The organism is Arachidicoccus ginsenosidivorans, from assembly GCF_007971385.1.
Taxonomy (GTDB): Bacteria; Bacteroidota; Bacteroidia; order Chitinophagales; family Chitinophagaceae; genus Arachidicoccus; species Arachidicoccus ginsenosidivorans.
In genome coordinates this window covers 4,672,181-4,684,914 of record NZ_CP042434.1, presented here as the reverse complement: position 1 = coordinate 4,684,914, position 12,734 = coordinate 4,672,181, and the positions used below count along the sequence as shown (strand labels likewise).

13 protein-coding genes are annotated in these 12,734 nt (G+C 43.2%); 4 read left to right on the top strand and 9 right to left on the bottom strand.

Going from position 1 to position 12,734, the window contains the following annotated elements; genetic code table 11:
- Window positions 1-44: 44 nt before the first annotated feature.
- Both FSB73_RS18870 and FSB73_RS18865 read right to left on the bottom strand, forming a co-directional pair.
- A complete protein-coding gene (locus FSB73_RS18870; protein WP_146785757.1) occupies window positions 45-326 on the bottom strand; it encodes a DUF721 domain-containing protein in 282 nt (93 codons plus the stop codon).
- Between the two features lie 110 nt (window positions 327-436).
- Window positions 437-1,039, bottom strand: coding sequence for a riboflavin synthase (locus tag FSB73_RS18865; RefSeq protein WP_146785755.1), 603 nt, complete (start codon window positions 1,037-1,039; stop codon window positions 437-439).
- Between the two features lie 283 nt (window positions 1,040-1,322).
- On the opposite strand from FSB73_RS18865, the gene rpsU reads away from it, so the two are divergent.
- From rpsU to FSB73_RS18850, 3 genes are all read left to right on the top strand, one after another.
- Entirely contained in the window at window positions 1,323-1,520 is a 198-nt protein-coding gene (gene rpsU / locus FSB73_RS18860) for a 30S ribosomal protein S21 (protein WP_146785752.1), read from the top strand.
- Window positions 1,521-1,587: 67 nt separating this feature from the next.
- Window positions 1,588-2,637: a tyrosine-type recombinase/integrase gene (locus FSB73_RS18855; protein WP_146785749.1), complete on the top strand. Its 1,050-nt coding sequence runs from the start codon at window positions 1,588-1,590 to the stop codon at window positions 2,635-2,637.
- Between the two features lie 223 nt (window positions 2,638-2,860).
- Window positions 2,861-3,145, top strand: a complete 285-nt coding sequence (locus FSB73_RS18850) for a diacylglycerol kinase family protein (RefSeq protein ID WP_146785746.1) — start codon at window positions 2,861-2,863, stop codon at window positions 3,143-3,145.
- Between the two features lie 63 nt (window positions 3,146-3,208).
- Here the strand turns inward: FSB73_RS18850 and FSB73_RS18845 are convergent, their stop codons facing one another.
- From FSB73_RS18845 to FSB73_RS18835, 3 genes are all read right to left on the bottom strand, one after another.
- Complete coding sequence (locus tag FSB73_RS18845; protein WP_146785743.1) at window positions 3,209-3,439, bottom strand: response regulator transcription factor; 231 nt, start codon at window positions 3,437-3,439, stop codon at window positions 3,209-3,211.
- Between the two features lie 92 nt (window positions 3,440-3,531).
- Entirely contained in the window at window positions 3,532-3,837 is a 306-nt protein-coding gene (locus FSB73_RS18840; protein WP_146785740.1) for a response regulator, read from the bottom strand.
- Window positions 3,830-5,818: a tetratricopeptide repeat-containing sensor histidine kinase gene (locus FSB73_RS18835; protein ID WP_146785737.1), complete on the bottom strand. Its 1,989-nt coding sequence runs from the start codon at window positions 5,816-5,818 to the stop codon at window positions 3,830-3,832. The genes FSB73_RS18840 and FSB73_RS18835 overlap by 8 nt, the downstream gene beginning before the upstream one ends.
- A 520-nt stretch (window positions 5,819-6,338) precedes the next feature.
- On the opposite strand from FSB73_RS18835, the gene FSB73_RS18830 reads away from it, so the two are divergent.
- On the top strand, window positions 6,339-7,682 hold the full coding sequence (locus FSB73_RS18830; RefSeq protein ID WP_146785734.1) for a T9SS type A sorting domain-containing protein: 1,344 nt from the start codon (window positions 6,339-6,341) through the stop codon (window positions 7,680-7,682).
- Between the two features lie 333 nt (window positions 7,683-8,015).
- On the opposite strand, the gene FSB73_RS18825 is transcribed toward FSB73_RS18830, so the two are convergent.
- The 4 genes from FSB73_RS18825 to pgl all read right to left on the bottom strand — a co-directional run bounded on the left by FSB73_RS18825 (window position 8,016) and on the right by pgl (window position 12,673).
- Window positions 8,016-8,678, bottom strand: a complete 663-nt coding sequence (locus FSB73_RS18825) for a succinate dehydrogenase/fumarate reductase iron-sulfur subunit (protein ID WP_262712390.1) — start codon at window positions 8,676-8,678, stop codon at window positions 8,016-8,018.
- Between the two features lie 282 nt (window positions 8,679-8,960).
- Complete coding sequence (locus FSB73_RS18820) at window positions 8,961-10,937, bottom strand: fumarate reductase/succinate dehydrogenase flavoprotein subunit (RefSeq protein ID WP_146788596.1); 1,977 nt, start codon at window positions 10,935-10,937, stop codon at window positions 8,961-8,963.
- Window positions 10,938-11,015: 78 nt separating this feature from the next.
- A complete protein-coding gene (locus FSB73_RS18815; RefSeq protein WP_146785731.1) occupies window positions 11,016-11,687 on the bottom strand; it encodes a succinate dehydrogenase cytochrome b subunit in 672 nt (223 codons plus the stop codon).
- A 263-nt stretch (window positions 11,688-11,950) separates the two neighbouring features.
- Window positions 11,951-12,673 (bottom strand): 6-phosphogluconolactonase, encoded by a 723-nt coding sequence (gene pgl / locus FSB73_RS18810; protein WP_146785728.1) that lies wholly within the window; start codon window positions 12,671-12,673, stop codon window positions 11,951-11,953.
- Between the last annotated feature and the right edge of the window lie 61 nt (window positions 12,674-12,734).

Genomic DNA, 12,734 nt, shown 5'->3' with positions numbered 1-12,734 from the left:
TAATTGAATAAGTGGTTGAAAAATTGATTAACTGATTGATTGAATTAGTTGATAACCACTTCGCTTATCGTGCCAGCGCCCATTTTTTCATTGATCCTTTCAATGATCAGCTGCTTTTGAAACATCAATTCATTTTTTAAAGGACCATTACTGGTTGTTATAAATAATTTTTGGTTGATGATCTGCAGTTTATTGGTGTATTTTGCAATGACCTCGCCCATAATCTCCTGCCAGACCTGTTCAATGGCAGCGGACTTAAGTCCATTTTTAAGACGGCTTTTCTGCATAAAGTTTTTCATGGCATCACCCATTGAAAATTCGGACATGATCAGTATTTTTTTAAAGTAAAAGCAGCTTGAAAAACTGCGTTTTAATGCTAAATAAGTTTAAGTAAGTTATTGTTTACCCTGAAAAATCCAAGGCCAGTTCACCAGGGTTAATGCTTAGTTGCTACCGTAAAGGCCTGCATGCGGGCAATATATTTTCCAATGACATCAAATTCCAGATTGACCAGATCACCGGGCTTAATCTGACTGATGCTCGTATGCTGATAAGTATAGGGAATGATGGCCACTGAAAAGACACCATCGCCCACATCAAAACAAGTCAGACTCGTGCCAGAAACAGCGATAGAGCCTTTTTCTATAATCAGATGATTAAACGGCTTAGGAAAGCTAAAACGATACAGATAACTGCCATTTTCAGGCGTAACGCTAAGACAAGTTCCTGTGGCATCCACATGTCCTTGAACGATATGACCATCCAGGCGGCCGCCAAGGGTCATACAACGCTCTAAATTCACTGTTTTGCCTATCTGCCACTCGCTGATATTACTTTTACGGATCGTTTCCTCAATGGCCGTCACCTGATAGCGACTTTCATTGATGGCCTCTACGGTGAGGCAGATACCATCATGACTCATACTTTGATCTACCTTTAATTCCCGGGTAATATCAGCTTCCAGCCAAAAAGATAAATTATGGCCACTTGCCGAAATATCCAATATCTTACCTACTGTTTCTACGATTCCTGTAAACATAGTGGCAAAGTTAATCCAAATAAATCGCTCGGCGTTCAAAACAAAGCAAGGATTACTGAGTAATGGCAGCAAAAAATGCAGGGATTGTGCCAAAAGGGCACAGGATGCAGTAGCGGCAACCCTACAACCTGCATTTTTAAAAACCTGCGCAGCGATAATTCTACAACTAGTTGATATTCAGTATATATAATTATACAACTTACAAAAAGAAGGTATATTTTTTGTCATATCCTGATTGTTGGCTATTTTTGCGCATCTTTAACCAAAAGGGGTATATAAAATTATGTTGATTATTGATTCCAAAGATTGTGAGAACATCGATAAAGCACTCAAAAAGTATAAAAAGAAATTTGAGAAAAGCAAGACGTTATTGCAGTTAAGAGAGCGCCAGCACTTTACCAAACCGTCCGTAAAACGTCGCTTTGAAGTCCTGAAAGCGGTCTATAAGCAAGACATTGCTTCTGGCAAGATTGAGAAATAATCTCGCATCTATTATCAATAACGATAAGATTTTAGCCTTAAAGTACTAACTTTAAGGCTAATTTTTTATGGACCAGCAAGCAACACATGAAGGGGCGGCAGCCAGGATCCCGGCTTTGGGTCAGTTTCTGGATTATCTCAGATTTGAGAAGCGCTATTCTGTGCATACCGTACTTGCCTATCAAATTGACCTGAATCAGTTTTTTGATTACTTGGTAACCCATTACGATGGCCTCGAATTTGAAAAAGTAAAGGCACCCGTCATACGCAGCTGGATGGTGGCCCTTAAAAACGACAAAACCCATCCCATCGGCAATAAAAGCCTGCATAGAAAGATATCTTCCTTAAAATCTTTTTATAAATACTTATTACGCAACCAGTTGGTGGATAGCTCCCCACTCACCGCCATTACGCTTCCAAAGATCAGCAAAAGGCTGCCCTCCTTTTTAAAGGAAAACGAAGCAGCAGCCCTTATCCATCCAGGCCGAATAGAAGGCTTATTGGAAACGGAACAGTTTAGTGCTAAAGCAGCGGCTGGTATTTTGCAGGGAAGCGATGCACTGGCAGGTCCAGATGGCCAATCGACCCAGATTTGGAAAAAATACTTCCATGATTTAACAGCCTATCTAAGCATCTGTCTGTTGTATGAATGTGGCATCCGGCGTAGTGAGCTGATTTCTTTAAAGCAAAAAGATATAGACAAAAGCCTAAAACAAATTAAAGTACTCGGCAAAGGCGGCAAAGAGCGTTTAATCCCCGTAGCAGACAGTCTCGTGGCACTCATCAGTCAATACCAGCAGGAAAAAACAAAGATCCCCGAACTTACGCAAAACAACCCAGACAGCGTTTTGCTGACAGACCACAAAGGCAAACCGCTCTATGACAAAAAAGTATATCATATGGTCTGCACCTTGGTGGCAGAAGTAACGGATCTTAAAAAAAAGAGTCCGCATATTTTGCGCCACAGCTTTGCCACCCATCTGCTGAATGCCGGGGCAGATTTGAGTGCGGTGAAAGAATTGCTGGGCCACGCCAGCCTGGCGGCCACCCAGGTCTATACCCACACCAATATTGAAAAGCTGAAGGAAGTTTATAAAAAAGCACACCCTAAGTCTTGACACAATTCTTGAAACGATGTCCCGAAATAACGTCCTGAATCTACTTCTTTAATCAAGCTCAAAACGAAGCCCTAAGTATGCAAGACCCTAAGTCCATAGCAGATCATCAGCGCCCAAAGCCATCCACAACGACTTCCCCTAGGAAAAGGTTTTGGCAACAAAGAGCCCGATGCTTTTTATTCGCTTTTAAAGGCATCGTCTATGCTTTTAAAACGAGCACAATATGTGGCTGCATAGCGCCGCTGCCGTGTTAGCCATATTGCTGGGTATTTTCCTGCATATTGGTGGCTGGCAGTGGTGCATCATTTTGATATGTATTGCCATGGTACTCGCCCTGGAAATCATCAATACCGCTATAGAACACCTGGCAGATAGCCTGCATCCTGGCTGGGATCCCCAAATAGGCCTGGTAAAAGACTTGGCCGCCGCTGCGGTGCTGGTGGCAGCCGTTATTAGTTTGATTATCGGATGTTGGATATTCGGGCCAGCTTTGATTGCCATGCTTTAACTGCATGGTAACTGCTGCTGGCTTTTCAAAAATAGGGCAATCAGTTACTTTTTTAAGCAAGCCCTAGAGTTCCCTTTTATTTTCAATGGCCCATTTAAGCAGGGCATTTTTAATCGGAGGGATATCTAATTTTTTAATAATGTGCGCCCGATGGGTCTCTACCGTTTTTTCAGAAATAAACAGCATCGCGGCTATTTCCTTAGAAGACTTCTGCTGACTGATCAGTTCCAGTATTTTTCTCTCCGAGAAGGTCAAAAGTGATAAAGTGTTGTGGGCAGTGGCCTGGCTGCCCACATGCAGACTGGCAGTTAACTGTTCACTAAAATAAGTTTCTCCTCTTACAATAGCCTGAATACATTGATCTAATTCATCGAGTGCAAAATCCTTTAATAAAAAGCCGCTGACCCCAATTTTTTTGCATAATTGTAAGTAGCCAGCTCTTTATCCAGGGTCAGTAAAACGATTTTACTGGGCAACCTGGACTGAATGACTTTACTGGCAATTTCAATACCAGTCATACCTGGCATGCTAATATCCAAAATAGCGATATGAGGTCTTTTGGTCATTATATTATTATAGGCCTCTATGCCATTCGTGCAGCAGGCCATCACATGATGGCCGTTTTGCACTAAATAAGTTTTGATGCCCAGAAGAATGGCCGGATGATCGTCTGCCAGTAATATATCAGCCATGAATAGGTATTTTTATTTTAATCAGTGTGCCGCTAGTGGAAGAGTGAATGGAGGCCTTGCCATTAATGGCACGGCTACGTTCAAGGATGCTGAAAAGGCCAAAAGAAGCGCCACTATTCAGGGTTGATTGAACATCAAATCCTTTGCCGTTGTCGCGAATTACGGCAACAAAATCACTGCCCTCAATCTTAGTCTGTATATTGGCTGCCTGCGCCTGGGCATATTTAATCACATTATTGAGCCCTTCTTGAAAGATCCTGAATAGCTGCAGTTCTTTTTCCTTACCCAATTCGCCGTTGTATTGAAGGTCTGTAGAAATAAAAAGCGATTCTTTTTCTGAAAGATGTTTACAAATGTGATAGACACTCTCCTTAAAACCAATCTGGTCCAAAATAATCGGATGCACACCTCTGGAAATCGCTCTTACTTCTTCTAATAGTCGGTCAATACTGGCAGCATCTATTTTTCCCCCATCTTTCAACTGGTGTTTTAATACCAGAATATTTTGACCCAGTCCATCATGCAAATCCCTGGCCAGTCGACCACGCTCTGCCTCACCACGCGCGATAAGGCCGGCGGAGAACTGCTGTTGCAAAGCGGTTTCTTTTCTTTTCCTACGTAATCTGGTATAGGTTATCAAAAAAGCGGCAATAGCAACGCCTGCAATTAGCAGCACCCCCAGCAACCGGGTAAAAGCTGTTTTGCGCTCGATTTGCTTTTGTTGTTTTTCGATGGTGGTTTCCTTTTTCTGCAAATCGTACTGTGTCCTTAAGCGGGTTATATATTTATTATTCGCCTGACTGGACAGGATATTGGTGACCGAATCGTAGGATTTATAATATCCTAAGGCATTTTGATACTGATGGCGTTTGTCATAAACCATATAAAGGTTAAAATATGCTGCCTTTACCAGGATCAGGTTATTTTGATCAGAAAACAGCTGAATAGCTGTTTTCATGTCTTTAATTTCTGAAAAGAGATCCGTTTTTACCTGTTCATAGGCAGGGGTAGAAAATATGACATACATCAGGCGCTGCTCTTCAGTACCGATGGCTGCCAATGGGGCTTTGCACAGATCAAAGAAATAGAGCGCCTTTTTCAGGTTGTTTCTTTCATAATAGATTTCCCCCAGATTGGTATATAGAATTATTTCTACACTTGGATTACTGACGCCGGTTTTTTTTAAAGCCAGCGCCCGCTTATAATGATAAAAAGCACTATCCATCTGGGATAAAGTAGCATAGGATCTGGCCAGGCTCACCTCACCAATAAAGGCATACGCGTCATTTTTGTGCCGGGTATAATATTCCAGACTCCATTTTTTGATGGGGATCGCCTTATCTTCCTCATCCATACTGGAATAGATAGCAGCCAAATTGCCATAATTCCCAATCATGGACATACTATCTTTCAATTTTTCAGAAATCTTAATGGCTTTCAAGTAATAATCAGCGGCCCGCTGAAAATCTCCTTTTTGATAATAGGTCTGGGCGATTAAAGCGTAATAAGAATTATACACCGTATCATTAAAGGCAGCTCTGTAAGGTTTTAAGGCCTGAAGTGCCAGTAAGCCGCTGTCAGCCTGTTGATTGATATACAGATAATAGGCTGCCTGAGAGAGTAATGTCTGCGCCTGAATCTCCGGTTGATCCTGACTTAGGATAAACTGCGCTTTATAAAAAGGCAGTACCGTGCTATCTGGATGGGCGTAGGCGATCATAAAAAGCTTTTTGAAAATAGGCCGGGCAAAGCTTGCTTTCAATGGTTCAGACAGTGAAGTATAGTAGGATTTCAAGTGCGCAATCTTATTATGAGGGTCTTCCTGCAAACTGTCCATGGAGGCGAGTGCTTTTGTAACAAGCTGTTTATCAGCTGAACTCACTAATTTAGGCTGCCGTGTCGGTTTGTTTTTACAGCCGGTAATGAGTAAAAGTATCAGTGAAAAGATCAATAAGCCTGCTCCCGCACAAAGAGCGCGCATCCGGCCATGATTATAGGAACTGCTTTTGCCTCCCCAAAAGTAGGGGTTACCCCCGATTGCCTGTTATGGTCGCTCATCGTAGTTTTGCTTCAGGAATTAAAAATAAATGGCCTGTAATTGAAGCGGCGTACCCACAAAATGCCGCAATTAAATACATGACCTAACAAAGATAACATGTAGGCATTGAATAGTGACGCATTTGATGATTAAAAAGTATATTACCCTTATTATGACTACTTAAACCCAAACCCAAAGGTTATCCAAGAGTTAATCCAAGTGATAATCCAAGTGATAATCCAAGGAACGCCAGCTACTGGTTACATAAAATAAATCAGTACGGATACACCTTAAGGTTTTGTCGATGGCCGCAACCAAAATTAAGCGCCTTAAAAAATTTATCTCGCGGTGTTTTTTTTAAAAAACCGCCGGGTCTTAAATCTTAAAACATACACCAAAACTAAAACCCGTAGAATGGATCTTTATATTCAGGTCCATTCTACAATCTAACTCCCAACACATTATGATAAAGAATCTACTTCTATGTGGACTGCTGCTTTGTGCCATGACTTTTCTCAATGCGCAAGACCTAGGCTATATAAACCAGGACGTCACCCTTACCACCGGCACCTATAATTGCAGTGGTACGGGTAATATAAACGTCACCATACCTCAGGGAGCAGTGGTGCAGCTTAATTGCACAGATACCTACGCCGGAGCCAATCTGATCATTTTCGGTCAGCTAACCGTAAATAAAAACCCAGGTAGCAGCCTGCAGGTGGGAGGATATATCCTTTTAGGTACAGCAGCCAACTTGACGGTCAATGGTAGTTTTATCAGCTCTAAAATGGTAACGCTAGGGGAAAATGCCACTTTTAGTATAACAAAGGACTATGCGTCCACCTTAAATGATGGGAAAAGTGTTCATCTACTCACCAAAAGTAACCTTCAGGTGGGTGGTAATAGTCGATTCAATAACGGACATTTAATCATGGATGCCGGCAGCGTCTTTACCACAACAGGCAATCTGACATTAGCCAATCCAGAAAGTCAAATCAGCGGTGCGCTCACCACTTTGGGAACGCTCACTATTTCCGGGGGTACCAATCAACTCAGCTGCCCGGGCAGTATCACGACTACCAACCTGGTCAATGATGCGGCGATCACCCCTGTGGCTATTTCCGGGTCCGGCTTTATTAAAATCACCGGCAATTTAGAACAAGGATCCGGCAATCCACTCACCAGCGATGCGACCATCGTAGTGGATTATAACGGTACAGGCGGCAATATAGGCGCAGCAACCAGAGGCGCTAGCAGTCCCTGTAGTCCACTGACCTTACCTGTAAATTTAAGCGACTTTTCAGCCAGCTACAACAAAGGCATCATTACCCTTACCTGGCAGACCGCTACAGAAATTAATAACAAAGGCTTTTACGTCCAGCGAAGCGTTGACGCAATCCACTATACGACCATTGGCTTTGAGCCCAGCAAGTCAATGAGTGGCAATAGCAGCGTCGGCTTAGCATATAGTTTTCTGGATCCAAGTCCAGAATTAAACAACTACTATAGACTCCAACAAATGGATTTAAACGGCCGGGTAAGTTATAGCGCCATTATTTACCAGCCCAAAGCAGGGACTGATGTCTCCCAGACAACTACCGTAAAGGCTTATCCAGTCCCAGCCACAGATTATATTTATTTTATCTCCAGTGCTGCCGGCCGTCTGATGATTTTTGACTTAAATGGCAGACAGGTACTTAATGGGATGGTTGCAGCAGGGGCAAACAAAATAAGTATACAGCAACTCAAAAGCGGGATTTATGATTACCGGATAAACAACCAAAAGGGCCGTTTTATCAAAAAATAGGGTTGAAGCAACTGCGCAAATACAGTAGGGGGGCAGATAGCGAAAATGCTGGCTAAACAATGGCCCGGAAGCCCCATGGCAAAAAATCAAATCAAATCAAATAACCAACCGGGATAGACAAAATTGCCAGCGCATGATGCGCTGGCAATTTTGTCATTTTTTCTATTTTGTTATTTTCTATTTATTGAAACAAATGCCCCAACCGGTTATTTAATAAATCTACGGAGCAAAAGGCACTATTACTTCAAGAATCCATCTGCATAAATAGTTCAGCAATAAATCAGCCAGGAAGTTATCATCTTTGGACGGCCGACTTATTCAGGGCCCAAAATCTTATGCTTCCTCGCTGGACAAGATCGCCCGCATATACTCTTTATTAAGTCTGGCAATATTGGTTATAGAAATCCCCTTCGGGCAGGTCGCTTCACAAGCCCCGGTTGCCGTGCAGGAACCAAATCCTTCCTTATCCATTTGAGCCACCATTTCAATAACGCGGGTTTTTCTTTCCGGATCTCCCTGTGGTAATAAAGCCAGCTGAGAGACTTTCGCTCCGGCAAATAACATAGCGGAGCTATTTTTACAGGCGGCTACACAGGCGCCGCAACCAATACAGGCCGCTGCTGCAAATGCATCGTCCGCAGATTTTTTATCAATAGGTATCGCATTGGCATCTGCCGGGTTGCCTGTATTTACAGAAATATACCCACCGGCCTGGATGACTCTGTCAAAAGCAGATCTGTCTACCATCAAATCTTTCACTACCGGGAAAGCCTTCGCTCTCCAGGGTTCAACAATAATGGTGTCACCATCCTGGAAGGCACGCATATGCAGCTGACAGGTGGTATTTTGTGCCCAGGGGCCATGCGGTTTACCATCGATCACCATGGAACAGGCACCACAGATCCCTTCTCTACAGTCATGATCAAAAGCAATGGGATCTTCTCCTTCTTCAATGAGCCGTTCATTGAGCACATCAAACATCTCCAAAAAGGACATTTCTGATGAGATATTATCTACCCGTAGGTTTTAAATCCGCCCTGAGCGTTTGCACCAGCCTGGCGCCATACTTTAAGCGTCAAATGCATATTGTAATGTTCCATAATGCCTAATTTTATATTTTGCCTTTAGGTCCGTGATCTAATTAAAATATTGTTTCAGTCACTAAAGGTTGTCGTGTTTTATGTATATCCTTGTCCAATCCGATTGCTATGTCCATTCCCAAGCCCTTCACTTTGGTTACTTGGGCGAGGTCAAGCACCGCATAAATAGGGGTTGACGCTATTTATAGTTACGCTGTGTGGGCTGGATTTTTTCAAAAATCAACGGTTCTTTATGTAATTCCCACTCGCCAACAGATTTAAACTCCCAGGCAGATACGTACATGAACTTTTCATCGTTTCTAAGCGCTTCTCCTTCTGGCGTCTGAGACTCTTCTCTAAAGTGTCCACCACAGCTTTCTGCGCGGTCCAGTGCATCCAGACACATGAGTTCTCCCAGTTCTAAAAAGTCAGCCACACGGCCTGCCTTATCCAGTTCCGGATTATATTCTTTGTCAGATCCCGGAATGCGTAAATCCTGCCAGAATTCAGCCCGGAGTTCCCGTATTTCCTGTATGGCTTGTTTAAGTCCCGCTTCATTACGGGCCATACCGCAATATTCCCACATAATCTTGCCCAGCCGTTTGTGAAAATGATCCACGCTATGTTTGCCCTTGATGCCCATCAGTTTGGCTATTCTTTGCGCTACTTGCTTTTCGGCAGTTGCAAAGGCTTCATGATCGGTTGAGATGGGTTTATGATAGATTTCACCGGCCAGATAATTACCCAGCGTATACGGAATAACAAAATAACCATCCGCCAGTCCCTGCATCAGGGCGGAAGCGCCCAGTCGGTTGGCACCATGGTCACTGTAATTGGCCTCTCCCAAACAATAAAGCCCCTGAACTGAAGTCATCAGTTCATAGTCTACCCACAGACCGCCCATGGTATAGTGGATGGCAGGGTAGATGCGCATAGGTACTTCATAAGGGTTCTCTCCGGTAATTTTTTCATACATATCGAACAGGTTGCCGTATTTTTCCTTAACGACTTCCAGTCCGTGGTGGCGAATAATCTCTGCAGAAGGATTATCGATCCCATGCTTGCCACACTCAATCTTTCCGTAACGATTAATGGCTTCTGTAAAATCCAAATAGACCGCCTGTTTGGTGGTGCCTACGCCGTAACCGGCGTCACATCTTTCTTTGGCAGCTCTGGAGGCCACATCACGGGGCACCAGGTTACCAAAGGCAGGATATCTTCTTTCCAGATAATAATCTCTTTCCTGTTCAGGAATCTGATTCGCTTTTCGTTTATCGTCTTTTTGCTTGGGGACCCAGATTCTACCATCATTGCGTAAGGACTCAGACATCAGTGTCAATTTGGACTGATGGTCTCCGGTAACCGGGATACAGGTCGGATGAATCTGTGTCATGCAGGGATTGGCAAAATAAGCGCCTTGCTTGTGTGCTTTCCAGGCGGCTGTAACATTACTACCCATTGCATTGGTTGACAGAAAATAAACATTGCCATAACCGCCGCTGCAGATAAGCACTGCATAGCCAAAATGTCTTTCCAGCTCTCCTGTCATCATATTACGGGCGATAATACCTCTGGCTTTGCCATCAATATGTACCACTTCCTGCATTTCATGGCGATCATACACCTGTACATTACCGAGTGCAACTTGTCTTTCCAGGGCACTATAGGCACCTAATAATAACTGTTGTCCAGTCTGCCCGGCTGCATAGAAAGTACGCTGCACCTGCACACCACCAAAGGAACGGTTGGACAAAAGTCCGCCGTACTCTCTGGCAAAGGGAACCCCTTGTGCGACACATTGATCGATAATATTGGCACTGACTTCAGCCAGTCGGTATACATTGGAATCCCTGGAGCGGTAATCGCCGCCCTTTAGGGTGTCGTAAAACAGTCTGAAGACGGAGTCGCCGTCATTTTGATAATTTTTTGCAGCATTAATACCTCCCTGTGCGGCAATAGAGTGAGCGCGTCTGGGAGAATCCTGAAAACAAAATGACTTAACTTTATACCCCATTTCTCCCAAAGAGGCTGCCGCACTGGCGCCAGCCAGTCCCGTACCAATTACGATGATTTCCAGTTTGCGTTTATTGGCAGGATTGACCAGTTTACAGTGGTCTTTGTATTCTGTCCACTTATTTTCTAATGGTCCTTTGGGTACTTTTGAATCAAATGCCATGCTATAAAAAGTTGTAATGATTATATGATCGTATTGCATACAAAAGAACCCGGCTTTTCAGGGGTTCTTTGTAGTGGGCTAGCTCAACCAGCCAAAATAAAAACTCAGGGGCATCAGGGCAAATAACAGCGGAACGATAATCGCAAATCCACGGCCGATGCAGGTGAGTAGTTTGTTATATTTGTTATTGTGTACACCCAGTGACCTAAATGCACTTTGAAAACCATGCATCAGGTGATAGGCAAGGGCGATCAGTCCGATCAGATAAACGATCACAATCCAACCAATGCTGAAGGTGACTTTCATGCGGTCATACAGATTGATTTCTTCTCCTAATAAAAATCCCTGGTGAACACGGTTGGGTAACCAGAAATTAGAAATATGCAGGATCAGAAAAATCAAAATCAGAATACCCAGCAGCGCCATAGAACGGCTATACCATTTGGAACCTCGGTTGCCGTAGCTTTTTTCATATCCGATGCCTCTTTTGGCTCTATTGGACATTTCAAGTATCAGCCCCTGGACAATATGAACAATTAAAAAGAAAAACAACCCGATTTCCAGCACACGAGGTACCCAGTTGCCCCCCATAAAATGCGCTGCACGGTTGAACATCTCTCCACCGTCATTGGCAAAAATGCAGAGGTTAAGTCCGACATGTACAATTAAAAATAGAACGAGGAAAAGACCTGTGGCACCCATGGTTAATTTTCGGCCAACTGCGGAAGTTAATAACTTTTTAAAGCTCATATCACTTGTTTAGTCTAAATAATTCGATGCAAAACTACAAAACTAACAGCAGTTTTGCATCAACGAAAAAAAATATTTTTTACAATTGTCTGACAATTCACTGAGATCCTAAATCAAATTAGATTTATTCTAATAGTTAGCACCTTCGTTATGAGCGCAAATCATTGAACTTATGCACTTCACAAAGATTTGCCTTGCACATTCACCCTTTAACAATTCAATAAGTCAATATTGACTTACCTCAACTGGAGCCTGAACATTATTTACAGTAGGCCGCCAGCGGCCTCATCAATAAACCAATGCAATTCACCGCTGGTGGGGCTGATTATTTGACTTGGGTAAATATCGGGCTCATACGCGCCTTCCAAAACAGCTTTCAAAGCTTTACTCTTGCCAGCACCCGCGACCAAAAAGGCGACAGCACCCGCGTGATTGGCTATTGGATGCGTCATCGTAATGCGGTACATATCCTGCGCTTCCAACCAAAAACTGTCCACCCATTTTTTAGTTTCATGAATGATCGGTTGACCTGGGAATAATGACAGGGTATGACCATCGTCTCCCATACCCAGGATCACCAGGTCAATGCCCGTTTGTTTGCCTTCATAAAAGCCACGCAGCAGCTTTTCGTATTGCAGGGCGCTCTCGGCCGGTTCTATATTTTCCGTTTGATAGAAATGGATCTGGTTTTTATTCACTGGTACCCGGTCCAGTAAGGTCTCATAGCACATTTTGGCATTGCTTCTATCATCTGAGAAAGGAACAAACCTTTCATCTCCCATAAAAAAATGCCATTTTGACCAATCTGTCTTATCCTTAAAATCGTCGCTGGCCAGTAGTAAATGAAGTTTCTTTGGTGTACTGCCACCTGACAGCGCCACAGAGAACGCACCATTGATGGCGATTTTCTGATTCGCGTAATCGATCAGAAAGTGAGCAAAGTCCTGGCTCAGCTGATCTATATCTTTTGATTTGTGTATTTGCATAATCTTTTTATTTATCCAGATGTATCCTCTAATAACAACTATTATCAAGAATTCAGTATAT